General features: G+C 41.6%; 25 protein-coding genes, 1 rRNA gene and 1 pseudogene. 18 read left to right on the top strand and 9 right to left on the bottom strand.

Annotated elements, in window-relative coordinates:
• The first annotated feature begins 56 nt into the window (after positions 1–56).
• The 8 genes from atpE to FTU12_RS11025 all read left to right on the top strand — a co-directional run bounded on the left by atpE (position 57) and on the right by FTU12_RS11025 (position 6,226).
• Positions 57–302 carry a F0F1 ATP synthase subunit C gene (gene atpE, locus FTU12_RS11060; protein ID WP_000424060.1) on the top strand — a complete coding sequence of 82 codons (246 nt, stop codon included), beginning with the start codon at positions 57–59 and terminating at the stop codon, positions 300–302.
• A gap of 38 nt (positions 303–340) precedes the next feature.
• Positions 341–811, top strand: coding sequence for a F0F1 ATP synthase subunit B (locus FTU12_RS11055; protein WP_078191477.1), 471 nt, complete (start codon positions 341–343; stop codon positions 809–811).
• Between the two features lie 12 nt (positions 812–823).
• Positions 824–1,360, top strand: a complete 537-nt coding sequence (locus tag FTU12_RS11050) for a F0F1 ATP synthase subunit delta (protein WP_078191476.1) — start codon at positions 824–826, stop codon at positions 1,358–1,360.
• A gap of 42 nt (positions 1,361–1,402) precedes the next feature.
• Positions 1,403–2,947, top strand: coding sequence for a F0F1 ATP synthase subunit alpha (gene atpA, locus FTU12_RS11045; protein ID WP_078191475.1), 1,545 nt, complete (start codon positions 1,403–1,405; stop codon positions 2,945–2,947).
• A gap of 88 nt (positions 2,948–3,035) precedes the next feature.
• A complete protein-coding gene (gene atpG, locus FTU12_RS11040; RefSeq protein WP_078191474.1) occupies positions 3,036–3,905 on the top strand; it encodes a F0F1 ATP synthase subunit gamma in 870 nt (289 codons plus the stop codon).
• Positions 3,906–3,934: 29 nt separating this feature from the next.
• Positions 3,935–5,329, top strand: coding sequence for a F0F1 ATP synthase subunit beta (gene atpD, locus FTU12_RS11035; protein ID WP_078191473.1), 1,395 nt, complete (start codon positions 3,935–3,937; stop codon positions 5,327–5,329).
• Positions 5,330–5,355: 26 nt separating this feature from the next.
• Positions 5,356–5,775 carry a F0F1 ATP synthase subunit epsilon gene (locus FTU12_RS11030; protein WP_078191472.1) on the top strand — a complete coding sequence of 140 codons (420 nt, stop codon included), beginning with the start codon at positions 5,356–5,358 and terminating at the stop codon, positions 5,773–5,775.
• Between the two features lie 145 nt (positions 5,776–5,920).
• Positions 5,921–6,226 carry a hypothetical protein gene (locus tag FTU12_RS11025; protein ID WP_168378803.1) on the top strand — a complete coding sequence of 102 codons (306 nt, stop codon included), beginning with the start codon at positions 5,921–5,923 and terminating at the stop codon, positions 6,224–6,226.
• A 6-nt stretch (positions 6,227–6,232) separates the two neighbouring features.
• Here FTU12_RS11025 and FTU12_RS11020 read toward each other — a convergent pair whose 3' ends face one another.
• A complete protein-coding gene (locus tag FTU12_RS11020) occupies positions 6,233–6,676 on the bottom strand; it encodes an AAA family ATPase (protein ID WP_180010757.1) in 444 nt (147 codons plus the stop codon).
• Between the two features lie 105 nt (positions 6,677–6,781).
• Between FTU12_RS11020 and FTU12_RS11015 the strand changes: the two genes are divergently transcribed.
• Entirely contained in the window at positions 6,782–7,246 is a 465-nt protein-coding gene (locus tag FTU12_RS11015; RefSeq protein WP_180114364.1) for a hypothetical protein, read from the top strand.
• Between the two features lie 317 nt (positions 7,247–7,563).
• A complete protein-coding gene (gene adhP / locus FTU12_RS11010; protein WP_180022167.1) occupies positions 7,564–8,592 on the top strand; it encodes an alcohol dehydrogenase AdhP in 1,029 nt (342 codons plus the stop codon).
• Positions 8,593–8,691: 99 nt separating this feature from the next.
• On the opposite strand, the gene FTU12_RS11005 is transcribed toward adhP, so the two are convergent.
• The 4 genes and pseudogenes from FTU12_RS11005 to FTU12_RS10990 form a co-directional block, all read right to left on the bottom strand.
• Positions 8,692–9,306 carry a hypothetical protein gene (locus FTU12_RS11005; protein ID WP_180022166.1) on the bottom strand — a complete coding sequence of 205 codons (615 nt, stop codon included), beginning with the start codon at positions 9,304–9,306 and terminating at the stop codon, positions 8,692–8,694.
• Positions 9,307–9,449: 143 nt separating this feature from the next.
• Positions 9,450–9,605 (bottom strand): annotated as a pseudogene (locus FTU12_RS11000) (RcnB family protein); the annotation flags it as partial.
• Positions 9,606–9,780: 175 nt separating this feature from the next.
• Positions 9,781–10,326 (bottom strand): glutathione peroxidase, encoded by a 546-nt coding sequence (locus FTU12_RS10995; RefSeq protein ID WP_180026136.1) that lies wholly within the window; start codon positions 10,324–10,326, stop codon positions 9,781–9,783.
• A 144-nt stretch (positions 10,327–10,470) separates the two neighbouring features.
• Positions 10,471–11,229 carry a helix-turn-helix transcriptional regulator gene (locus FTU12_RS10990; RefSeq protein WP_180114363.1) on the bottom strand — a complete coding sequence of 253 codons (759 nt, stop codon included), beginning with the start codon at positions 11,227–11,229 and terminating at the stop codon, positions 10,471–10,473.
• 122 nt (positions 11,230–11,351) lie between these two features.
• Between FTU12_RS10990 and FTU12_RS10985 the strand changes: the two genes are divergently transcribed.
• Positions 11,352–12,233, top strand: a complete 882-nt coding sequence (locus FTU12_RS10985) for a DMT family transporter (protein WP_180114362.1) — start codon at positions 11,352–11,354, stop codon at positions 12,231–12,233.
• 437 nt (positions 12,234–12,670) lie between these two features.
• Here FTU12_RS10985 and FTU12_RS10980 read toward each other — a convergent pair whose 3' ends face one another.
• From FTU12_RS10980 to FTU12_RS10970, 3 genes are all read right to left on the bottom strand, one after another.
• Positions 12,671–13,240, bottom strand: a complete 570-nt coding sequence (locus tag FTU12_RS10980; RefSeq protein WP_111885874.1) for an L-threonylcarbamoyladenylate synthase — start codon at positions 13,238–13,240, stop codon at positions 12,671–12,673.
• 31 nt (positions 13,241–13,271) lie between these two features.
• Positions 13,272–14,453, bottom strand: coding sequence for a DNA-processing protein DprA (gene dprA / locus FTU12_RS10975; RefSeq protein WP_180114361.1), 1,182 nt, complete (start codon positions 14,451–14,453; stop codon positions 13,272–13,274).
• Between the two features lie 111 nt (positions 14,454–14,564).
• Entirely contained in the window at positions 14,565–15,719 is a 1,155-nt protein-coding gene (locus FTU12_RS10970; RefSeq protein WP_078191460.1) for a LysM peptidoglycan-binding domain-containing protein, read from the bottom strand.
• Between the two features lie 119 nt (positions 15,720–15,838).
• On the opposite strand from FTU12_RS10970, the gene def reads away from it, so the two are divergent.
• From def to FTU12_RS10955, 3 genes are all read left to right on the top strand, one after another.
• Complete coding sequence (gene def / locus FTU12_RS10965; RefSeq protein WP_078191459.1) at positions 15,839–16,369, top strand: peptide deformylase; 531 nt, start codon at positions 15,839–15,841, stop codon at positions 16,367–16,369.
• A gap of 90 nt (positions 16,370–16,459) precedes the next feature.
• Positions 16,460–16,879, top strand: a complete 420-nt coding sequence (locus FTU12_RS10960; RefSeq protein WP_180026133.1) for a DUF2946 family protein — start codon at positions 16,460–16,462, stop codon at positions 16,877–16,879.
• A gap of 73 nt (positions 16,880–16,952) precedes the next feature.
• Complete coding sequence (locus FTU12_RS10955) at positions 16,953–19,022, top strand: TonB-dependent copper receptor (protein WP_180114360.1); 2,070 nt, start codon at positions 16,953–16,955, stop codon at positions 19,020–19,022.
• Between the two features lie 47 nt (positions 19,023–19,069).
• On the opposite strand, the gene FTU12_RS10950 is transcribed toward FTU12_RS10955, so the two are convergent.
• A complete protein-coding gene (locus tag FTU12_RS10950) occupies positions 19,070–20,275 on the bottom strand; it encodes an oxygenase MpaB family protein (protein ID WP_180114359.1) in 1,206 nt (401 codons plus the stop codon).
• Between the two features lie 95 nt (positions 20,276–20,370).
• On the opposite strand from FTU12_RS10950, the gene FTU12_RS10945 reads away from it, so the two are divergent.
• From FTU12_RS10945 to FTU12_RS16355, 4 genes are all read left to right on the top strand, one after another.
• Positions 20,371–20,967, top strand: a complete 597-nt coding sequence (locus FTU12_RS10945) for a TetR/AcrR family transcriptional regulator (RefSeq protein WP_180114358.1) — start codon at positions 20,371–20,373, stop codon at positions 20,965–20,967.
• A gap of 111 nt (positions 20,968–21,078) precedes the next feature.
• Positions 21,079–21,720, top strand: coding sequence for an ABC transporter ATP-binding protein (locus FTU12_RS10940; protein WP_180114357.1), 642 nt, complete (start codon positions 21,079–21,081; stop codon positions 21,718–21,720).
• On the top strand, positions 21,717–22,979 hold the full coding sequence (locus tag FTU12_RS10935) for a hypothetical protein (RefSeq protein WP_180114356.1): 1,263 nt from the start codon (positions 21,717–21,719) through the stop codon (positions 22,977–22,979). Before FTU12_RS10940 ends, FTU12_RS10935 begins: the two co-directional genes overlap by 4 nt.
• Positions 22,980–23,433: 454 nt before the next feature.
• Positions 23,434–23,505, top strand: a 16S ribosomal RNA gene (locus FTU12_RS16355); the annotation flags it as partial.

Genomic DNA, 23,505 nt, shown 5'->3' with positions numbered 1-23,505 from the left:
TGGGCACACAATTTTTTAACTTAATTTGGTATAAACCTAACCTCTGAGGAATTATCATGGAACTCACTTTAGGTCTAGTTGCAATTGCATCTGCTATCTTGATCGCTTTTGGTGCTTTAGGTACTGCGATTGGTTTTGGTCTTCTAGGCGGCCGTTTCTTAGAAGCTGTTGCTCGTCAACCAGAATTGGCTCCACAACTTCAAACTCGTATGTTCTTAATCGCAGGTCTTCTTGATGCTGTGCCTATGATCGGTGTTGGTATTGGCTTGTTCTTCATCTTCGCTAATCCATTTGTAGGTTAATCAGCTTAATTCCTAAATTAAACTATTGAGGAATAGCAATGAATATCAACCTCACATTGATTGGCCAAGCGATTGCATTTGCGATTTTTGTCGCATTCTGCATGAAGTTTGTATGGCCACCACTAATCAATGCGATTAGTGAGCGTCAGCGTAAAATCGCTGATGGCTTAAACGCTGCTGAAAAAGCAAAAGCTGACCTTGCGGATGCGCAAGCACAAGTGAAAGCTGAATTAGACGCGGCTAAAGCACAAGCGGCTCAATTGATCGAACAAGCGAACCGTCGTGGTGCGCAATTGGTAGAAGAAGCGCGTACTCAAGCTGCGGCTGAAGGTGAGCGTATTCGTCAACAAGCTAAAGAAGCTGTTGATACTGAAATCAATGCTGCTCGCGAAGAATTACGTCAACAAGTTGCTGCTCTTGCAGTTACTGGCGCAGAAAAAATTCTGAACCAGCAAGTTGACGCAGAAGCTCACAATGCCATGCTGACTCAGCTGGCTGCTAAACTTTAAGAGAGGCGGATTATGGCTGAACTCTTGACGTTGGCACGCCCATACGCTAAAGCAGCATTTGCTTACGCTTCTGAGCAAAATGCAACTGACGCTTGGTCAAATGCATTGAATTTGCTCAGTGCTGCGGTGCAAGACGAAGCATTTTCAGCTTATCTAAATCGCCCTGAGCTTACTCCTGCTGAGCAGGTAAGTGTTTTCGCAAAAGTTTTAGGTGAAGACCAGACAGCAGCAGTGTCAAACTTTTTGACATTGCTTGCCGATAATGACCGTCTGGCACTTCTTCCTGAAATTTCAGAAGAATACGAACAGCTCAAATCACAGAATAACAATACTGTGGATGTAGTGATTGAATCTGCATTCCCATTGACTTCTGTACAAGAACAATTACTTGCGCATGCATTAGAGAAAAAATTCGAAGCTGCCGTAAATGTTTCTGTAGAAGTTAACCCAGCGTTAATCGCGGGTGTAGTTATTCGTGCAGGCGACCAAGTGATAGATGATTCTGCGCTTAACAAGCTTGAAAAAATGCGGACTCGTCTTCTTGCTTAACAGCTCGAAGACTGAACTTTAAAAAGATTGAGGTATAGCGCAATGCAACAACTGAATCCATCCGAGATCAGTGCGCTCATTAAACAGCGTATCGGCGATCTGGACACCAGCGCGACCGCTAAGAACGAAGGGACCATTGTTATGGTTTCCGACGGTATTGTGCGCATTCACGGCCTTGCTGATGCAATGTACGGTGAAATGATCGAATTCGACGGCGGCTTATTTGGTATGGCACTGAACCTAGAACAGGATTCAGTGGGTGCCGTTGTCTTAGGTAACTACTTAAGCCTTCAAGAAGGTCAAAAAGCTCGTTGCACAGGTCGTGTATTAGAAGTTCCGGTTGGTCCAGAACTTTTAGGCCGTGTAGTAGATGCTCTTGGTAACCCAATTGATGGTAAAGGCCCTATTGACGCAAAACTTACTGATGCTGTTGAAAAAGTAGCACCAGGCGTAATTTGGCGTCAATCAGTGGATCAACCTGTACAAACTGGTTATAAATCAGTAGATACAATGATCCCTGTTGGTCGTGGTCAACGTGAGTTGATCATCGGTGACCGTCAAACTGGTAAAACAGCTATGGCGATCGATGCGATCATCGCTCAGAAAAATTCTGGCATTAAATGTGTATACGTAGCAATTGGTCAAAAACAATCGACTATCGCTAACGTTGTGCGCAAGCTAGAAGAAACTGGCGCTATGGCGTACACAACTGTTGTAGCAGCTGCTGCAGCTGATCCTGCAGCGATGCAGTATCTTGCTCCGTATGCTGGTTGTACAATGGGTGAGTACTTCCGTGACCGCGGTGAAGACGCGCTTATCATTTATGATGACTTGTCTAAACAAGCTGTTGCTTACCGTCAAATTTCATTGCTTCTACGTCGTCCACCAGGTCGTGAAGCATATCCTGGTGACGTATTCTATCTACACTCACGTTTACTTGAACGTGCTTCACGTGTATCTGCTGACTACGTTGAGAAATTCACTAACGGTGAAGTTAAAGGCCAAACTGGTTCATTAACTGCATTACCGATTATTGAAACTCAAGCCGGTGACGTATCTGCATTCGTACCTACAAACGTAATTTCGATTACTGACGGTCAGATCTTCTTAGAAACATCATTATTCAACGCAGGTATTCGTCCTGCTGTGAACGCGGGTATCTCTGTATCACGTGTTGGTGGTTCTGCTCAAACTAAGATCATCAAAAAATTGTCAGGTGGTATCCGTACCGCTCTTGCGCAATACCGTGAATTAGCTGCGTTTGCTCAGTTCGCTTCTGACCTTGACGAAGCAACTCGTAAACAGCTTGAACATGGTCAACGTGTAACTGAGCTTATGAAGCAAAAACAATATGCTCCATACTCAATTGCTGACCAAGCTGTTTCAATTTATGCATCTAACGAAGGCTACATGGCTGACGTAGAAGTGAAGAAAATCGTTGCATTTGATGCTGCGTTGATCTCTTACTTCCGTTCAGAAAATGCTGCGTTAATGCAAAAAATTGACGAGACTGGTGCTTACGATAAAGAAATCGAAGCAGCAATCAAAGCAGGTATTGAAAGCTTTAAAGCGACTCAAACTTACTAAGATTCAACTGTGTTGAATCTGGTTTTGGTTTGGTTCACGGATCAACCTTCGGAAGCTCGAAAGGGCTTTCGAATACTAGGTTAAGCGTATGGCAAATTTAAAAGAAATTCGCGCCAAAGTAGCTAGTATCAAAAGCACGCAGAAAATTACTCGCGCGATGCAGATGGTAGCAGCTTCTAAGATGCGTCGTGCGCAAGAGCGCATGGCTCAAGGCCGTCCGTATGCCGAAAATATGCACCGTGTAATTGCTCATTTGGTACAAGCGAACCCTGAATACAAACACCGTTATATGGTTGAACGTCCTGTAAAGCGCGTTGGCTATATCATTGTTTCTTCAGATCGTGGCCTTGCTGGTGGTTTGAACATTAACTTGTTCAAAAAAGTGGTAAAACACGTACAACAGCAACAAGAGCAGTCAATTGAAGTTCAATTTGCTTTAATTGGTCAAAAAGCGGTTTCGTTTTTTAAAAACTACGGCGGTAAAGTTCTTGGTGCAACTACAAACGTAGGTGATGCTCCGAGTCTTGAACAGTTAACTGGTTCTGTACAGGTGATGTTAGACGCGTTTGATAAAGGCGAGTTAGATCGTATTTATCTAGTGTCAAACGGCTTTGTCAACGCCATGACTCAAAACCAAAAAATCGAACAGCTTGTTCCTTTAGCAGCTGCTGAGGAAAGCGAAGGTCTAAACCGTCAATACGGTTGGGACTATATCTATGAACCAGAAGCTGAAGAGCTTTTAAATGGTTTATTGGTTCGTTACATTGAGTCTATGGTTTATCAAGGTGTGATTGAAAACATCGCATGTGAACAGTCTGCTCGTATGGTTGCAATGAAAGCTGCAACTGATAACGCGGGTGAATTGATCAAGAGCCTACAACTTATTTATAACAAGCTGCGTCAAGCCGCGATTACTCAGGAAATCTCTGAGATCGTTGGTGGTGCCGCTGCCGTTTAACATTATTAGTTTGAATTGAGGAGACAGCAATGAGTAGCGGTCGTATCATTCAGATCATCGGCGCGGTTATCGACGTCGAGTTTGAACGTAACAGCGTTCCTAAGATCTATGACGCTCTCCATGTTGATGGTACTGAAACTACATTAGAAGTTCAGCAGCAACTTGGTGATGGCGTAGTTCGTACTATTGCAATGGGTTCTACTGAAGGCCTTAAGCGTGGTCTTACTGTAACTAACACTGGCGCGCCTATCTCTGTACCTGTAGGTACTGCATGTTTAGGTCGTATCATGGACGTTCTTGGTCGCCCGATCGATGAAGCTGGTCCTGTTGGTACTGAAGCTCGTTTACCAATTCACCGTCAAGCGCCTTCTTATGCAGAACAAGCGGCTTCTACTGACCTTTTAGAAACTGGTATTAAAGTCATTGACTTACTTTGCCCGTTCGCTAAAGGTGGTAAAGTTGGTCTGTTCGGTGGTGCCGGTGTTGGTAAAACTGTAAACATGATGGAGTTGATCAACAACATCGCGAAAGCTCACTCAGGTTTATCTGTGTTTGCTGGTGTTGGTGAACGTACTCGTGAAGGTAACGACTTCTATCACGAAATGAAAGACTCTAACGTTCTAGACAAAGTAGCAATGGTCTACGGTCAGATGAATGAGCCACCAGGTAACCGTTTACGCGTAGCGTTGACTGGTTTGACTATGGCTGAGTACTTCCGTGACGAAAAAGACGAAAACGGTAAAGGCCGTGACGTTCTATTGTTCGTCGACAACATCTATCGTTATACACTAGCGGGTACTGAAGTATCAGCACTTCTAGGTCGTATGCCATCTGCAGTAGGTTACCAACCGACTCTTGCAGAAGAGATGGGTGTTCTTCAAGAACGTATTACGTCTACTAAGTCTGGTTCTATTACGTCAATCCAAGCGGTATACGTACCTGCCGATGACTTAACAGATCCATCGCCTGCTACTACCTTCGCTCACTTGGACGCGACTGTTGTATTGAGCCGTGACATCGCATCTTCTGGTATTTACCCAGCGATCGATCCACTTGACTCTACTTCACGTCAGTTAGATCCACTTGTAGTGGGTACTGAGCATTACGAAATCGCTCGTTCAGTTCAAAACGTTCTTCAACGTTACAAAGAATTGAAAGACATCATCGCGATTCTTGGTATGGACGAATTGGCTGAAGAAGACAAACTTACTGTATACCGTGCACGTAAGATCCAACGTTTCTTCTCTCAACCGTTCCACGTAGCTGAAGTGTTTACTGGTGCTCCTGGTAAACTTGTACCGCTTAAAGAAACAATTCGTGGCTTTAAAGGTCTTCTAGCTGGTGAATACGACCACATTCCAGAACAAGCGTTCTACATGGTTGGTGGTATTGACGAAGTTATTGCTAAAGCTGAGAAACTTTAATTAGTTACCTAATTTAGGAGATTCTCATGTCAACTATGCAATGTGACGTTGTAAGTGTTAAAGAGTCTTTGTACTCTGGCACTGTAACTATGCTAATTGCTAAAGGTGCTGGTGGTGAGTTGGGTATTATGCCTGGCCATGCGCCACTAGTAACTTTGCTCAAGCCGGGCGCAATCCGCGTTCTGCTTGAAAATGGTACAGAAGAATTAATCTATGTATCAGGTGGTGTACTAGAAGTTCAACCGCACGTTGTTACTGTACTTGCAGATACTGCAGTACGTGCTGACAACCTTGATGAAGCAGCAATTATTGAAGCTCGTAAACAAGCTGAACAGTTGTTAGCAAATCAAAAGAGCGACTTGGACTCAGCTGCTGCTTTGGCTGCTCTTGCAGAAACTGCTGCTCAGTTGGAAACCATCCGCAAAATCAAAAACCGCGCTCAATAAGACGCAGTTTGAGATTGAAAGAGCCACCCGAAAGGGTGGTTTTTTTATCCCTAAATTCTTTGAAAAACTGATCAATCTAAAGTTGAATATATTTTATTCAATACAATCTTTATAGTGATTAAATTCAATCAGCTAGCATTGCACCATGAACCTTATCGCCTATGAGCCGCATTTTTGGGAACTTTATCAAGACTTTGATCAATATTACTTGAGCATTGCGGTTGATCTCAGTTCTGTAGTGTCATGTTGGGATGTTGAACTCACCCATGAAGAAGTTCAACAATATGAACACCGTGGGCGCGTGAGTATTCAAGAACTGGCAAAATCGATGGTTGCTGCTGCCTATAAAGGTGATTTTGCTTCATTAGAAAGTCGTTTAGTGAAACCATATGAACGTCAGGCCATGCAATCGGCTTTTAAAAAATGGCAAGATAGCCAAAAAGCAGGTTAATGGTTGTTATTCATGCATGGGTAAAATTGAAAACTCGCCGTGACTGATAATTTTAATTTTAAAAATTAGATCAAAGCCTTCATCCTGTGATGGAACTTGAAGTTTGCGATAAGTAGCACGCACGCCAACTTCTGGAATATGGGCTTTGCCTTCACGAAAACTGTTGCGTTTTAAGGTACTGTCCAAATCGGTTTCAAAATAATAAGCAATCACCTCAAAACCTGCATCAATTGCACGTTGGATATAGCGAGCACGAGCTTCCCGATCTGGGTTGGTATTATCAATCACCATTTTCGTTTTGGATGCCAAACCAGCTTCAAAGATCATATTTTCCCGATGTCGGGTTTTCAACATATCCAAATTAATACGTAAATGGCTATGATATAAATTCAACATGTAAAAGGTGGATTTGCCAGAGGCTTGAACGCCTGTAAAAATAATCAGCTGCATGGTGTCTGCAATGAAAGCATGGAATGAATAATAGAGTATTAAATCAGCAACGCAGTTTTGCTACAATCGCTGCAAAATGAATAAGAACAATTTACATAGGTCTGTATGCTCAAATTTTTTACCAGTTTATCGCTGTGTCTCTGTTGTGGTTTGCTCGCTGCATGCCAAAGCCAATACGTCACGACACCCAATCTTCCGACTGAAGCTGCACTAGTCGCTGAATCGGTTGATAATGGCATCAGTACGGAGCTTGAGATCCCATATTTGACCGCCTTTCGAAATCTGCGACAAGCCTATAATCACTGTGTTGCGTTTACTGCGAACAATCGCTACGTCTATACCGACAATCGTTTAGAAGAGCATTTGGAGCAGGGGACATTGATGGCACGGACTGAACATGGGGCGTATTTGCATAAAATGTTGGTCGAAAGTTTAGATCCACAGACGACACGTATTACCTTATTTTTGCCGAAGCAATATACCTTTGCCCAAGCACGCTTTAAACAAGATGTTCAGCGCGCACTTGGACAAGATAAAAACTGTAATACCTTTGAATTTGCTCAATCTTAAAATAGGAAAAAGAGGCAGTTGTTTATTTTCTGGTTGGGAGATTTTCTATGCTTAAAAATTCTATGCGTTTCAAATGTTTGAATATCGGTTCTTAACACTATGTGGGAAGTTTTAGATTAAAAAATATTGTGAATTTACAGCATGGCACTTTGTGATGTGTGGTCGATCAACCGATCATCAGGTACTGAATCACAAGAAGTAGCAAACCGAGAGAATTGCTTACAAATTCATCACGCCGACCAATTTATTCTTCCTCTATAGTAGAGCTAGGTTGTTTAAAAAATAATCTCAACACTTATAAGATGGAGAGAATAAATATGGCAACAATGAAAGCAGCCGTAGTGACTGCATTTAATCAACCACTACAAATACAACAAGTCGAAATTCCTAAAGTCACGCCGGGCAAAGTCTTGGTCAAAATTATCGCGACAGGTGTCTGTCATACCGACTTACATGCCATGCATGGCGATTGGCCTGTTCAGCCAACCTTACCTTTTATCCCTGGACATGAAGGTGTCGGTGAAGTAGTTGAAATTGGTGAAGGAATTGAACATTTAAAAGTTGGTGATATCGTCGGGATTCCTTGGTTATATTCAGCGTGTGGGCATTGTGATCATTGCTATGCGGGCTGGGAAACCTTATGTAAACAACAACAGAACTCAGGCTATTCAGTCAACGGCAGCTTTGCAGAATATTGCTTAGCAGATGGTGATTACGTCGGTGTGATTCCTGAAGGTGTCGATCTATTAGAAATCTCACCTATTCTATGTGCTGGTGTCACTGTTTATAAAGGATTGAAAATGACCGAGGCCAAAACTGGGGATTGGGTCGCCATTTCCGGTATTGGTGGTCTAGGTCATGTGGCAGTGCAATATGCCAAAACAATGGGCTTTAATGTCGTAGCGATTGATGTTGATGACTCAAAACTTGAATTGGCCAAAAATCTCGGTGCCGATGTCGGCATTAATGCCTTAAAAACCGATGTAAAAGAAGCAGTGTTGCAGGCAACGGGTGAAGGCTGTCATGGTGTCTTGGTGACGGCGGTTTCTCCGAAGGCCTTTGAGCAGGCTGTTGCCATTGTCCGTCGTGGAGGTACCATGGTCTTAAATGGTTTGCCACCCGGAACTTTTGACTTGTCGATCTTTAATATGGTGCTGGAGGGAATTACGGTACGTGGTTCAATTGTTGGGACACGTCTGGATTTAAAAGAAGCACTAGATATCGCTGCGCGCGGTAAAGTCAGAGCACATATTCATGTTGAACCGCTCGAAAATATCAACGATATTTTTGATCGTATGGAAAAAGGTAAAATTGATGGCCGTATCGTGATTGATATGCGGCTTTAATGCAAAATCCCACAGGCAACATAACATAGAGCAAAATCAAGACAGACCGATTCAGTATGATTGAAAGGTCTGTCTTGCATGTTTAGAGCTAAGAGAAAATTAGCTTTCTGATGTTTTTTCTTGAGCTGAATGATCTGAAATGATCATGCTGGCAAGTTTAACCATCTCCAGTTGGATATTACCCATTTGATTTTTAATTTTCTGAATATCGACTTGAGTTAAATCCATTTGACCATTTAAAAAGGGTGAAGCCAAAACTTGCTGATTGGCAGCTTGTAAATTGCTGCGAATATCATTGATTTCAGTACTTTTTAGGTTCAGTCCACTGAGTGCCTGATTAAAACCTTTCAATTGTTGTTGCAGCTGATCGGCTGCTTTTTGTAGTTGAATCGGGTCTTGGCTATTGACTGCCGTTTCAATATCGCTTTGGGTTTGTTTCAATTGCTCAACATAGCTGCCCGCTTTCAATTGCATGTCGGCGACATCACGGACAATGTAAAACATATTGCCGCTTTTTAGATTTTGTTGCTGAGCCGCTGATTCTGTTTCAGTTGCTTCATGATGCTCAGAGGAAGCCGTATTGGATAATTCAACTTCTTCAGTGGTAGTTTGAATGTCTTGCTCAGGTGCTGTTGCAGGGTCACAACCGATCAGCACCAAAACACCACTAAAAATGGCAAAAGGGAGAAGGGCATTCTGCACGAGCTTTTTCATTCAATCATCACTATGTGTTAAGTCTATGCTTTGAATATAGGGGCAGAATGTGGATTAAAAATAGATTGTTGCAAAGCAATAACAAAATAATCGCTTGAACAAAAAAAAGAGGGCATTTGCCCTCTTTTGATGTTTTGGTGGGTTTAACCCGCAATGATTTTGATAATGGCGTGGCTGACGGCATTCATTAAAATGTAGTCGCCACTCACTTTAATCCATTGTTGGTTTTTACCTGGTTTAGACAGGTTTTTGTATTTGTTGTGGTCTACCTTGTAGCTATGACCACGGTATTTAGAAGGTACTTTTTGTCCAGAACGTCAATCATGTGAAGGATTTACGACTTTTTTCTTGTTCAGGATTTGGTTTTTTAACGGTGTGTTTTGTTTACTGTGCTGTTGAGCTTTCGTATTTTAAAATGATAAATCTCAGTTAAAATCATAATAATCTTAACTGAGAGATTGAAACATTGTCGAATTATTTGGCTAATTCAGCGTTGATAGCATCGACAATACGTGCATCATCTGCCTTGATGTCAGGTGCAAATCGTGCCACAACGTCGCCTTGTTTATTCACGAGGAATTTTTCAAAATTCCATAAAACTTCAGGCTTAGGATTTGGAGTTAAACCGTATTCAACTAAATCATCCCACCATGGGCCTTCACCAATGCGTTCAGGGATGGCTTGGGTTAAGGTTTGATAAAGTGGGTGTTTATCCGCGCCTGCCACAGAAATTTTTGCAAAAAGTGGGAAATCAACCTTGTAGTTGATTGAGCAAAATTCTTGAATTTCAGCTTCAGAACCAGGTTCTTGTTCTAAAAAGTTATTGGCAGGAAAACCTAAGACTTCAAAACCTTGTGATTTCTTCTCTGTATAGAGTTTTTCTAGGCCTTCATATTGCGGTGTTAGCCCACATTTAGAGGCCACATTGACCAATAATAAAACCTTGCCTTGGTATTGATTGAGTGTGGTGTCATCACCTTGGATGGTTTTTACCGGGATATCGTAAACTGAAGCTGACATATTCGTTCCTAATTGAAGTTGTGCCTTTCATCCTTGTTTTAAAGGGAAATCTGGTGAACAGCAAGCTTTTATCGATAGGCTTTTCGCATAATTTTTGTAGTAGTTTGCAGAATTCGAGCTGAGGCTTGCTTGAGTGCTTGGCATTTAACTAGTGGCACGGTGTTGGTTTGGGGTTTTTCCTGTATAGCGTTTAAAAAACTCAATAAAGCTTGAGCTGTGTTGATAACCCAATTCATAGCTGAGAGCTTTAATAGACTGACCAGCGCGGAGTTGTTGAATGGCATAAATAATTTTGGCACGGTTTCGCCATTCAGAAAGGCTCATTTGTAGTTCGTGCTGACTCAGCCGCAGTAACTGACGCTCACTCAAACCCACATTGGCTAAGCATCGCTGTAGGCTCAAGCTAAAATGATCTACATCTGCAAGCTGCACCAAGATCGGCTTTAACACTGCATCATGGCTTTGCGGTAAATAATGTTGATGTTTGGGCGCTGCTTTTAACTGGTCGAATAAGACCTGTAGCAGGTGTCGATAGGGTGGTGTGGTATGTTGCTCTGTAGAAAAGGTCAAAATTTCTTGCACCAACAAACGAAAGAAAGGCTGGATGCTAAACACTTCAGTCTGCTTGGGGAAATCTATGCAGAGATCTGCTGCCAGTCGGACTGCCACATAATGAATAGGTTGCTCATCAATCGCGACCGAGCAATGTTCTGTATGTGGGGGAATCCACACCCCATAACTGGCAGGTGAGAGATGGTGTTGTCCTTGTATCTCATACTCGAAAATACCATCGAGACAAAAATTAAAATCACCCCAAAGACAACTGTGCGGATAGACCGCATCTAATGTGGTGTAGTGCGCTTCAAAAAGCTCGATCTGTTGTTCAATCGGTGCTGATGCCATATAAGCCTAAGAGTCGATGTCTGAACTACAATATAAATGTCTGAAATCATGTATTTCAATTAAAACAGACATCACTCAAAATACCTAGACCAATATTTGCACAATATCTTGAGGAGTCAGACATGTTGCTTCAAACGCGTTGGGCGAAATTTGCAATTTGTTTGCCTCTAATCGCAGTATTTATATGGTCGTTAAATATTACCGTCACCCGCTATGTGACTGATTATATTTCACCAGTCAGTATCAGTTTTTATCGATGGTTTATTGCATTTTTGATCCTGACCCCATTTATGCTCAAAACCGTTTGGCAGCAAAGACAGCTTATCGGGCAGCATTGGCAGCAATTGGCTGTGCTGAGTGCTTTTGGCATGGTGTTATATCAAGGCTTGGGCTATACCGCTGCGCATTATACGACTGCGACCAATATGGGCATCATCAATGCCTTTATCCCTGTGTTTACGATTGCCGTTGCATTTTTCTTAATTAAAGATGTGCCCAACCGCTATGCCATCCTAGGCTGTGCGATTTCATTTACGGGGCTATTGTTTGTCATTGCGCAAGGAGATTTCAGTCAATTACTGAATATGGGCGGACATTTCGGCGATATCCTCATGATTTTCGCAGTGTTCTTTTATGCCTTTTATGGGGTGTTTTTAAAAAAATGGCAATTGAAACTTCCGCTACTGTTGAGCTTATATGTACAAATTTTCTTTGCCGTTTTATATCACTTGCCATTCGTATTGTATTTAGGCATAGACGCGATTAATCCTGCCAATGCGCCAAGTGTATTTTATGCGGCAATTTTTCCATCATTGATTGCACCGTTGGTATGGATGTTGGCTGTACAACATCTCGGCCCGAATCGCACCAGTATTTTTATGAATTTGATGCCGGTATTTACCGCGATTATTGCCTATTTCTGGTTGGCTGAGCAGTGGATGATTTATCATACCGTTGGCACAGTGATGGCGATTACTGGGGTGATCTTGGCACAGCGTAAGTAAATCTAGTAAAAAGTTGAAAATTTATGAGAATTTTTGATTAAAAAACAGGCAAACAAACTTATTTTTTATAGAGCAAATCTTTTGAAAATGGTTTTTTGAGTGTAAAACTGAATTAAAAAAATAAATTCTCGTCTTAAAAATCAATCAAAAATAGATACATATTTTGACTAAGTAGTTATAAAATCAGAAATAAAGTGCTTATCAGTAGTTTTATTTATATAAAAAATATATTTGTTAAATTTAAAAAAATATTACATAATACTTTCATCGTAGATGATGAAGTAGTTCTAAATAATTACTTGATATTTACCCAGAGATTGCAAGACCCTCTGGATGTGATTTTATACACATCCTTTTTTATGCTCAGCCATCCCTATATGGCTGAGCTTTTTTTTGTTTGTATTTTCTAAAAGGCAGGTATAGACAGGCATCCGAGCTTATGCGCGGATGATTTCACCTGTTTCAGCATCAATAATTTTGCTTGGTTCTTGGCTTAGGCCGAGATCACCATTTAAGTAATTTAGTTCATTAGCAAAATACTGATTGGCTTCTTGTAAGGAACGTGCAGGGGTTAATCCCGCAGGATTGGCACTGGTAGACACAATAAAGCCATTAAAAGCTTGGCATAAAGCCACACATAAAGAGTGGGTAGTCACACGGACTGCGACTTTTGGATGATTGCCTTTAATCCATGTTGGAATATGGTCACCAGCTGGTAATAACCATGTGGTTGCACGCTCATTGGGTTTACGGTTGGTCCATGTCGCAATGACTTGCTGACGCATATCTTCTGTTAATCCTTGGAGCAGGTGTTCAACTTGAGCGACATTGGCAGCCAATAAAATCACCCCTTTTTCAATGGGACGTTGTTTTAAGCGCAAAATTTCGAGAAAGGCTTGCTCATTGTAGGGATCACAGCCCAATCCCCAAACAGCCTCTGTAGGATATGCGAGAACCTGACCTTTTTTAAGACAGGAAGCTGCTTCTGCAACAGAGGTGGTAATCATTTCTATAGACCTTATCTGATTCGACAAAGGACTATTGTGAACCTAATTTACCCATTCGACAACGTAAGTAGTGTCCGGCTTGTTGTGTGGCATAGCCGATTAACTCTAATTCCATCAGTTGACTGGTCAATGTCGCGGTATCAATTTTGAGTTGAATGGACAATTGATCAAGGCTTTGGCCGACCCAATCAAGCTGCCGATACAGCGCAATTAAATGTTCTGGTATAGGTTCGGGTGGAGGGGTGTCTGGTGTTGCTGTTTTGGGTGTCTCTATTTCGGTGGTTGTTAAGGTTTCGGCAGCCTGCGATTGCCATTGTGTAGCCAATGCCAAGTCTTCAATGACCTGTTGTGGATGATCAATCAAAATTGCACCTTCGCGTATGAGTTGATGGCAACCTTGATGTGACTCACTATAAATATGGCCTGGGATGGCAAAAATAGATTTGCCTTGTTCGGCAGCGCGTTGAGCTGTGATCAGTGAACCACTTTTTAATGCCGCCTCCGCCACGATGACACCAAGGCTGAGCCCACTGACGATACGATTTCGATGTGGAAAATGGTGTTGCAGGGGGGGAGTGTGTGGAAGAAACTCACTGATTACGGTTCCCCCATGTTGGATGATTTCTTGTCTTAAACGCTGATGTGCGGTCGGATAAGTTTGATCTAAACCTGTACCCATCACGGCAATGGTTCTGTGGTGTTGTATGGCAGCGCGATGTGCCGCTTCATCAATTCCTTGTGCTAAACCGCTATTGATGTAGAACCCTTGCTCACTTAGATAATAAGCAAAATCATAGGCAATTTGCCGACCTTGGGGACTGGGTTTGCGACTACCTACAATCGCAATCTGTGGTTGCATCAAGGCTTGGGCATTGCCTTGTCCAAATAGAATGGGCGGCTTGTCGCTATAAGGTAAAAGCTGTTGTGGATAGTTTAGGTCTTCAGGAATCAGTACAAAGTCACTGTATTGTTCAATATCCTTGAGACATTTTTCAAAACTAAGCTGTCCACTTGGGCTATGAAATTCTTCAAAGCGCTGTAAATGATTTTTATGCAGTCCTAATTTTTGCCATATGGTGATTTGATCAGGCTTAAGGGCGTGGTGTAGGGCAGGATAGTGCTGCTGAATTTTATAGAAACTACGAAGTGAGTGTTGCACCACAAACCATAGGCGAATGTAATCTAAATGCAAGTCAGTCAATGAGTTGAGCATAATGAGACCTTTGAATATGTCTTCTTTTTATGGTTTAAAATGATCAGTGATATCGTTGTTGGATAATAAAAAATGAGGCTGAAATACAGCCTCATTTTTATGGATTTGGTCTTAGTCATCCATCAGTGGTGGCTGAATCGTTGCACCCACTTTGATTGGTAATTCGCTCTCAAGTACATAAGCATAGCTTAAGTTATCAAACGTTTTGAATACCATGATGTTGCCAATACGTTGTCCTGGAAGTTGAACACGTTCTTTGGTTTTCGGATCAGTCACGATTTCACCTTTTTGGTTCACGCTAAAGACTTGACCAGATTGAACGCCTTGCAAGCTACCACGGTCGATCGTCACAACACTGTGAACCGCTGCAGTACCAATCGAGCCCATGACACGAACAATACTACCGCCAGCAGTGACATTTTCAGCATTGGTTGGATAGAACAGCGTTGGCAGCATTGGGTCATATTCAGGAAGAACACGATCGCCACGACGAACTTCGGCATTATAAGTATCGGTCAGTTCTAAAGTGGTAATGTCATTTTCACCACGAACGGCAACACCTGAAGCGACTTGAGTCAGTTCTAAACCTGCGTTGTATTTTTTGCCGTTTGCATCGGTAAAGATGTACGGTTCGCCTTCACGGTAAACAGCATATCGTTGACCGACTTGCATGCCTTGGCCGCGTGCATAAACTGTTTGGCCTTTGGCTGCCAATACACGTTGATCAGCTGTACCTAAAATGTAAGGTGTGCCTTCAACAGAATCAGCGGCAACAATCATGCTGCGCTCAAGCCATTGCTTAATATATTCCAATGGAATAACCGGAATCGCACTGTTGAGGGATTCAACACGAACTTGTGGTTGAAGTTTAGTGCCACCTGTATAGCGACGAATAATACCTTCACAGCCATCACCCTCATCTTTACCGATGATTGGGCGGCCATTGTAGGTACACATGAGTAGGCGGTCACCTGGGAAAATCCAGTGCGGATTTTTCACGTGTTTATTGCTCGCCCAGATTTCAGGCCAGCGCACAGGATTTTTTAAGAAGCGCTTGGAAATATCCCACAACGTATCGCCTTTTTTCACCACATAAACTTGAGGCGCACCTGCCTTCAATGATGGTGGATTGACGTTACGAGCAGGGGCAGCTTCTGCAACACTGACCATTCCCATCCCCACACTTACACAGACTGTAAGCGCCAATAATTGTTTTTTAAACCCCAAGGCACTAAAAGTTGGCATGCCCTTCAAAACCTTTTTCATTATCATAATTCCTAAAATTATGTATGTAACTGCGTTATAATAACGATATTACACACAATTTTTTGATGAAGCATTCCTTCATTTTGTTTTTTGATCAATGGCATAAGTGAGGACGTCGTATGGCCTTATTACCTATTTTAAGTTTCCCCGATCCCCGTCTTCGTACCATTGCAAAACCAGTCGAAGAAGTTACTGATGAAATTCGTCAGTTAGCAGCCGACATGTTTGAAACTATGTATGAAGCACCGGGAATTGGCCTGGCAGCAACACAGGTAGATCACCATATTCAGCTGATAGTCATGGATTTATCTGAAGAAAAAGATCAACCCATGGTGTTTATTAACCCCAAAATTACGCCATTGACGCAAGAGACGCAGCCCTATGAAGAAGGCTGTTTATCAGTGCCTCAAATATACGATAAAGTTGAGCGCCCGTCACGTGTAAAAATTCAGGCAATTAACCTTGAAGGTCAATCATTTGAAGTGGAAGCGGACGGACTTCTCGCAGTTTGTATCCAACATGAAATGGATCACTTAAATGGTAAGTTATTCGTCGACTATCTATCGCCTTTGAAACGTCAACGTGCACGTGACAAAGTGGAAAAATTGGTTCGCCAACGTCAAAAAGATAAAGTCGCAGTTAAACGTTAATTGATCGCGGTTAAAAAATACCTGAGACAAGCCCAATTTCGATTGGGCTTTGTTATACTTGGGTCAGACAAATGTTAGGGTTTGCTTGTATTGTTTCGTAGTGGAGTGCTGCTGTCCTTTGCAGCCGTTTTTTTGCAGATTGCTGTTTTTTTACAGCCATTGTTGCCCAAGCAATATCAAGTTGCTCCGGTCTGCGAAACCATTACGCGTGCACTTTTACTTCCCAATGTTCATGCTGAACATACCGCACATTCACACCATTCCTCTTCCGCTCACGCAGAGCAGGTTCAAGTCGATCATACTGCCCATGAACATGATGCCAGTCATCAATGTCAGTATTGTACGGTCTATGGCAATTTGGTTTTGCCTCCTGAACTTGATGTAAAAGAAGTGCTTGATCGAATTCAAGTTCGTTTAATTGCTTTTCAAAAAGCTTTCAAGCATGTCTGGTTTGTTCTTCAACAACTCTTTTTACTTCCGCAAGGTCGAGCCCCACCACTCGCTGCATAAATCCGACGTTTTTTTTAACTTGGGTCGTTGAGGACTCAGGTACGCCTTTATTTATGTATTTTGTGAGATAAACATGGCTCAGCCTAAATTTTTTCTACAGCCTCTTGCGGCTGCAATTTGTGTTGCCTGCTATTCAACTTCTGTGATGGCTGACGAGATGTCCGTAGAGATGACGGAAACCAATGCGGTACAGACTTTGGCACCGATTGTGGTGACATCACATCAGGGGAATGATGCCAATGGCCTGATTGTTCGTGCCAATCCCAAACAGCCGATTCAACCGATACCTGCCAGTGATGGGGCCGATTATTTAAAAAGTATTGTAGGTTTTAGTGCTATTAAAAATGGGGGAACCAATGCAGATCCAACCTTCCGTGGCATGTTTGGTTCACGCATTAAAATTTTGACCGATGGCACAGAAAATCTAGGGGCGTGTCCGAGTCGTATGGATGCACCAACGTCTTATATTTCCCCTGAAAGTTATGACCGAATTTCAGTGATTAAAGGACCTCAAACGGTTCAATATGCCAATACAGGTTCTGCTGCAACAGTCTTGTTTGAACGCAAACCTGAACAGTTCGATGCTGATAAAAACTACCGTGGTCAAGCCAGTGTGATGATCGGTTCTTATGGTCGTTTAGATCACAATGTCGAGGTGGCTGTGGGCGATGAACATAAATATGTCCGTCTAAATGCCAGCCGTTCAGTTGCAGACAGTTACCAAGATGGAGATGGCAATACTGTGCCGTCAGACTGGGAGCGGTGGAATACAGATTTGGCTCTTGGTTGGACGCCAAACGAAGATACATGGGTAGAACTTACTGGAGGTAAAGCCGATGGTGAGGCGGTATACGCAGGCCGTTCAATGGATGGTTCGCAATTTGCCCGTGAAAGCTTAGGCCTTCGTGTCGAGAAAAAAAATGTCACAGAGGTGATTAAAAAAATCGAAGCACAGGTCAACTATAGTTTTAATGATCATATCATGGATAACTTCAGCTTACGTGAGTTTCAACCAAGTGGCATGATGAATATGCCAATGGCATCGAATGTTGCTCGCAGAACATTAAATGCACGTATGGCTGTGACACATGAATGGGATAAGATTGACTTTGTCACAGGCATTGACACACAGAACAATGAACATAGCATTCGCAAAGGGATGCGCAATAGCTATAAAGACAAAGCACGTGAACCCGATATGAAGTTTCAGTCATATGGTGGTTTTGGAGAAGTCAGTTATCAATTGAGTGACAACAATAAGTTGGTTTCGGGACTTCGTCTCGATCAAGTGCAAGTGAAAGATGAGCGCGCCGCTTCGAAAGCGAGTGGCTATAACACGGAGCTGAATGAAACATTACCAAGTGCTTTTATTCGTTTTGAAAATAAGCACCCTGAACATGACAATGGTAAAACCTATATCGGTCTAGGCTATGTAGAGCGCATGCCAGATTATTGGGAATTATTCAGCCCAAAATCAGGAAATGGTCATAACAATACATTCAATCATATTGATACAGAAAAAACGCTTCAGTTAGATATGGGTTATCAACATGAACATAGCGCTTTGAATTCCTGGGTATCGGCTTATGCAGGTTTAGTGAGAGATTATATTTTAACAAGTTATAAGTCTGGATCAGGAATGATGAAGGGTATGGAAGCACATAGCCGAAATGTGGATGCCACCATTGCGGGAGCTGAAGCAGGGATTGGCTATCAATTTAGCGATCATATTCAAGCCGATGTCAGCGCAATGTATGCGTGGGGTAAAAACACCACAGATGGCAAGCCATTACCACAAATCTCACCGTTAGAAGCACGTATCAACTTACGTTATATCCAAGATAATTATACTTTGGGAGCATTCTGGCGTGTGGTTGATGGGCAAAATCGTATCAGTGCGCACCAAGGCAATATCGTGGGTTATGACCTGAAAGAAAGTGCAGGATTTGGCACACTGTCTTTAAATGGTACTTATCATATTGATGAGGGTGTAGATGTATCTGTGGGTGTGGATAATCTCTTGAATAAAACTTATACCGAACATCTAAATAAACTGGGTGATGCAGGGACAGGTTTAGCGACTGATCAACAGTTTAATAATATCGGTCGCAATTATTGGGCACGTATTTCGATGAAATTCTAAGTCCGGACATTTGTCATCCAAAAAGCAGAGTGATCGCTCTGCTTTTTTTATTGGTGCATACTGGCCAGTTGTTTGGCCTTACTTTGATACAGTGCTAAACCGAGTTTTTGAATCGCACGGCCTTTTTGCTGTAATTTTTGATTTAAACTTGGGGCATGCTTAGCGCCTGAATACAGGACAAGATTTCTAGCCAATAAATAATAGGCAAACCATGCGGCGGACTGTGGTTTGAGCCCTAATTTGTGCATACGTTTTTTGCCAATAAAAAATTGTGTCAGCTCCAGATGTTGTCGATAAGCCAGTTTTTGCTGAAGTGCTCGGAGGTATTTGTACTGTCGTTCAAAAGGTTCTTTAGAGAGACTGGCGCCGAGAGCCATACTGCTTGCATCAGATTGAGGATGTACAAATTGCATCCAATACAACAGTTTCCAACCATCAGATTCTTTTTCAATTAACCATTTGTCATCAATACTCATCAACCAACCCACATAACGCCAAAAGTGCAAAAAGCTTTCAGTCTCTTGTTTTGATGGAAAAATCCCTAAAGCGCGAATGCCCAAAAGCACCACACTGCTAAAGGCAAGATTGGTCATCGCCAAGTCAAATTGATTAATCGGCACCCCCCACGTTGCAAAATCCCAGTCTTTACCTTTTTGGAGTTGATGCCGTACCACAGCATGAATAAAACGCACATAAATCGTCGATGTAAATCCCGCATACAAACGTTCGAGTCCGCGTTCTTCAGTGATATCTACCCACCATTTTGTGGTTTCAGCCAGACGTGTACCTGCTTGTTTATTTAAAGCACCGGTCAGCATGAGCGGCTGATTGAAACCGGGGAAGAGATAACCGACCATAAGTGAAAGATCGCGCAAAATAAAGCCATTATTAATCCCTAGCCGATGGGTGAACTCAAGGGCTTGCTGTATTTTTTCTGGCTCTAGCCAGGGCGGTATTTGTTCAACATGCTTAAAAAAATGTTCGAGTTCGGGAATAGAAAAGGGAAGCTGCTCGACGCCTTTAAATAAAGCGATTTCAAAATATTCACGATGCTGCTTAGGGTTCTGCATCATCCACGTGAGCACTTTTTCCATCTGTGGGTCACCACATTGCAAAGCTTTATTGAGGGCAAGATATTGAGCGTAATTCGGCTGTGCAGCCTGACCCGTCAAATGAGACAGCAGAAAACTCAGCAGATTAGATTGCTGCGTGGCCTGAAATGAAGTCAGTCGGGTATTGAAGTGAGTGGTCATGTTTTGATCTTCAATGTTATTGTTGCATACCACACTAATATGAATATTTATTCGCATTCAATTCGCATAACACTATCGCATTGGAGAGCAATAGAATGAGAAAAAGACCACAACAACAACGCGCGAAAATGATTATGGAAAGCATTTTGCAAGCTGCGCAGTTGTGTATTGCAGAACAAGGCTTACTGGAGTTGACGACGCCCAAAATTGCGGAAAAATCTGGCGTGAGCGTTGGGTCGATTTATCAATATTTTGAAAATAAAGAACAAATCGTAGAAGAATTACTGCTCAGAAAATCAGAACAATTGGGGTTGGCACTAAAAAATATAGTCGTGGAGCAAGAACAGCACAGTATTTATGAGGTGATCCCACTTTGTATTCAGTTTGGCTTTGATATGTTGAAAGCTGATCGTGGCTTCTTCATTGAGATCTTAAAACATTGGCATCAATACAGTCATTCAGATGCCTCTCAGGTTTTGGAAAAGCATTTTTTTGAAGTTGGGATGTATTTATTTAATCGTTATTATTCACATTGGAACTTTGAAACGCTGAAACATCGCTCTTTTGTGATTATTAACAGTACTTTATTTACCATGATGCGCTATGTGAGCAATAATAGTTTTTTAATTACAGAACAGCAGCTTAAAGTGGAATTGCCGAAGATGATTTTGGCGTATTTAGATAGTGAATAACACTGAAAAAATTAAAGTTGTCGATTAAAGAATCTATTTAATTCAGATCTAAGATATGTGAAGATAGATTAATAATAAATCAATAACTTAAGATAATAAATCAGGAACATCATGATGGTTTCTTTGAGTTTGCAGCAACTGTCCAAATCTTTTGCGGGAAAACGTATATTTTCAAATTTAAATTTAGAGTTAAGCGAATTCGGAATTGTCGCTGTTGTTGCTGAGAATGGAGCAGGGAAGTCCACCTTACTTGCGATGATTGCTGGGATGTTGGATTTTGATGCAGGCAATATTTTGATTAATGATCAACAAAATGCCCCTCACAACAATGAATACAAGAAACTTGTGGCCTATGTGCCAGATAAAAGCCCTATTTATGATTTTTTACAAGGGCAGGAGTTTCTGAATTTAATGTGTGATATTCGAGGGATAGCGCATGAGCAGTATCAAATCTTCATTGAAAAATTTAAATTAGAACACTATTTAGCCACGCCGTTTGCTGACATGTCTTTTGGCACAACCAAAAAGTTTTTATTGGTTGCAGCCTTAATGACTTCGGCACCTTTACTGATTTTGGATGAACCGAGCAATGGCTTAGATCAAAATGCCTTGGCTGAATTAACAAGTATACTTTTACAGCAGAGCCAATCAAAATTGATTCTATTGTCTTGCCATGATCCTGTATTTAGAGACAGTCTTGCAGCAAAAATCATCGAGCTGGATCGGCTAAAGTCCAATGAGCAGACGGCATGAATAAACAAAGACATGTTGGGCAGCGAACAATTATAAAAACGCTTTTGAAATACCGATGGACATACTATGTCAAGACCACAGCAGACGCAGTTGCACGGCAAAAGCATTTACTTATTTTAGTCACATTAATTCTCGGGCCAATGTTATTCGGACTGCTCTTATCATTAGTGCAGCCTATTATTGATTTGGTTTATTGCAAATCATTAATCACGAATTTGTTTCTTTGGACAGGCTTTCTTGCCTTAAATGTATTTTGGTGTGCGATACAACGTAAAGCTTTGAGCGGTGGGGAAGGGTATCGCTATCTAGCGCTATTGCCCATCACGCTTAAAAGTCGTTTTGCAGTGGAAATCAAATTTTTAGGGAGTTTAAGCTTTTTGATGTTATTGCCATTTGTTTTGGCGCTTCTATATGTTTGGGTTGAGTATGAACTCTTGGCTTCCCTTGGCATCAGTGTATTGATGCTACTTTGGATCTTTAATTTATTAATTATACAAATGCTGTTTTTACAACAGAATCAATATTGGGTTTTAGTGTGTCTTTTGACATATTCGCCCATTTTGAGCCTTGCGATATTGGACGCTCAACTCGTTGCGGTGTTGTTATCTACATTCATCTGTATAGCGGCAATAAAATTCTGGCTGCTCGGTAGGAAATCAAAACCAATAAAGCTGCAAGTACCTAACGTATTTGTGATACAGAAATATAGCCCACTCTGGCTCAATCAGAATAAATTAATTATTCGTCAGGCATTTCATAAAAGATTTCTAACCCACCGTATTGTCAGTATCGGTATTTCGGTTACAGCGGTCGTGATTTTGTATTGGTTCGCCACACAGGCGGATACTTGGAACATCATGAGCCTTGATTTCACCGCTTCACAATTATTCCAATTGATGTGTGCTGTCTATATTGCACTGAGTTTATTCAATCTAGGCGTGATCAAAATGGACCTAAAATCAAATTTTGAATCTGCAGAGCGATTCTGGATCATTCAAGGGTTCACACTTTGGCAGCTCAGGAAATACGAATACTGTGTTTTATTGATAATTGGCTTGTTGATGAGTGTTCCAGTTTTGGTCTGGCTACTGCTGAAAGGTGGATTCGTTGATGTGCTATTGATGGCGACATTATTTGGTATCGCCATTCCATTTATTCAGTGGTTGTATAGAAAACCTGAAGAAGTGCACGGTGTTATGCCAGTTTTAATGTTTATCTTATGGGTGCCTCTGGCATATTGCATGCTTTCTGTACGCTAAAAACACTTTTTTAAGTAAAAAACGCTGATTTAGTAGAATAAATAAACAAACGTAATGAAAAATTAAAAATAAATGGAAAAGGGTGTTGCAACGGTCCTGAAATGCTGTAGAATGCACATCCATCGGCGGTGATGAAGATTAAAACTTCTGATAAAACAGTAACTTAGCATGAAATGCTTGAGTTAGGTTTTAGAAAGGAAGTTTAAAAATAATTTTCATTACTGGTTGACTTTCTAGAGATAGAGAGTAATATAGCCGACCTAGCTTGCTACTGACGAAGTAGCAAGAAGATCATTAAGAGATTATGAAGAACAACTTGTGTGGATTTTTACTGGTTGATTGATCGAAATTATTTTCATTGATTGATGGTAGAAATTACTCGAAGTTTATTTGAGCAAATTTTTGTCAGTAATTGATGAGCCAAGATTGGTACACTATATGTACTATTGATTTTAAACTGAAGAGTTTGATCATGGCTCAGATTGAACGCTGGCGGCAGGCTTAACACATGCAAGTCGAGCGGGGG

This window comes from Acinetobacter sp. YH12063 (assembly GCF_013419715.1).
In the GTDB taxonomy this organism is placed as follows: Bacteria; Pseudomonadota; Gammaproteobacteria; order Pseudomonadales; family Moraxellaceae; genus Acinetobacter; species Acinetobacter amyesii.
Note: the sequence above shows the minus strand (reverse complement) of the source record. Positions and strands in the feature narration are given on the sequence as shown.

Bases quoted from the DNA above. Each gene is read 5' to 3' on its own strand.
- FTU12_RS11055 (WP_078191477.1), top strand. From the start codon at position 341: ATGAATATCAACCTCACATTGATTGGCCAAGCGATTGCATTTGCGATT.
- FTU12_RS11030 (WP_078191472.1), top strand. From the start codon at position 5,356: ATGTCAACTATGCAATGTGACGTTGTAAGTGTTAAAGAGTCTTTGTAC.
- atpE (WP_000424060.1), top strand. From the start codon at position 57: ATGGAACTCACTTTAGGTCTAGTTGCAATTGCATCTGCTATCTTGATC.
- FTU12_RS10985 (WP_180114362.1), top strand. From the start codon at position 11,352: ATGTTGCTTCAAACGCGTTGGGCGAAATTTGCAATTTGTTTGCCTCTA.
- adhP (WP_180022167.1), top strand. From the start codon at position 7,564: ATGGCAACAATGAAAGCAGCCGTAGTGACTGCATTTAATCAACCACTA.
- FTU12_RS11005 (WP_180022166.1), bottom strand. From the start codon at position 9,306: ATGAAAAAGCTCGTGCAGAATGCCCTTCTCCCTTTTGCCATTTTTAGT.
- FTU12_RS10990 (WP_180114363.1), bottom strand. From the start codon at position 11,229: ATGGCATCAGCACCGATTGAACAACAGATCGAGCTTTTTGAAGCGCAC.
- FTU12_RS11050 (WP_078191476.1), top strand. From the start codon at position 824: ATGGCTGAACTCTTGACGTTGGCACGCCCATACGCTAAAGCAGCATTT.
- FTU12_RS11015 (WP_180114364.1), top strand. From the start codon at position 6,782: ATGCTCAAATTTTTTACCAGTTTATCGCTGTGTCTCTGTTGTGGTTTG.
- FTU12_RS10970 (WP_078191460.1), bottom strand. From the start codon at position 15,719: ATGAAAAAGGTTTTGAAGGGCATGCCAACTTTTAGTGCCTTGGGGTTT.
- FTU12_RS10950 (WP_180114359.1), bottom strand. From the start codon at position 20,275: ATGACCACTCACTTCAATACCCGACTGACTTCATTTCAGGCCACGCAG.
- atpD (WP_078191473.1), top strand. From the start codon at position 3,935: ATGAGTAGCGGTCGTATCATTCAGATCATCGGCGCGGTTATCGACGTC.
- FTU12_RS10955 (WP_180114360.1), top strand. From the start codon at position 16,953: ATGGCTCAGCCTAAATTTTTTCTACAGCCTCTTGCGGCTGCAATTTGT.
- FTU12_RS11020 (WP_180010757.1), bottom strand. From the start codon at position 6,676: ATGCAGCTGATTATTTTTACAGGCGTTCAAGCCTCTGGCAAATCCACC.
- FTU12_RS10995 (WP_180026136.1), bottom strand. From the start codon at position 10,326: ATGTCAGCTTCAGTTTACGATATCCCGGTAAAAACCATCCAAGGTGAT.
- FTU12_RS10940 (WP_180114357.1), top strand. From the start codon at position 21,079: ATGATGGTTTCTTTGAGTTTGCAGCAACTGTCCAAATCTTTTGCGGGA.
- atpG (WP_078191474.1), top strand. From the start codon at position 3,036: ATGGCAAATTTAAAAGAAATTCGCGCCAAAGTAGCTAGTATCAAAAGC.
- FTU12_RS10980 (WP_111885874.1), bottom strand. From the start codon at position 13,240: ATGATTACCACCTCTGTTGCAGAAGCAGCTTCCTGTCTTAAAAAAGGT.
- FTU12_RS10935 (WP_180114356.1), top strand. From the start codon at position 21,717: ATGAATAAACAAAGACATGTTGGGCAGCGAACAATTATAAAAACGCTT.
- dprA (WP_180114361.1), bottom strand. From the start codon at position 14,453: ATGCTCAACTCATTGACTGACTTGCATTTAGATTACATTCGCCTATGG.
- FTU12_RS10945 (WP_180114358.1), top strand. From the start codon at position 20,371: ATGAGAAAAAGACCACAACAACAACGCGCGAAAATGATTATGGAAAGC.
- def (WP_078191459.1), top strand. From the start codon at position 15,839: ATGGCCTTATTACCTATTTTAAGTTTCCCCGATCCCCGTCTTCGTACC.
- FTU12_RS11025 (WP_168378803.1), top strand. From the start codon at position 5,921: ATGAACCTTATCGCCTATGAGCCGCATTTTTGGGAACTTTATCAAGAC.
- atpA (WP_078191475.1), top strand. From the start codon at position 1,403: ATGCAACAACTGAATCCATCCGAGATCAGTGCGCTCATTAAACAGCGT.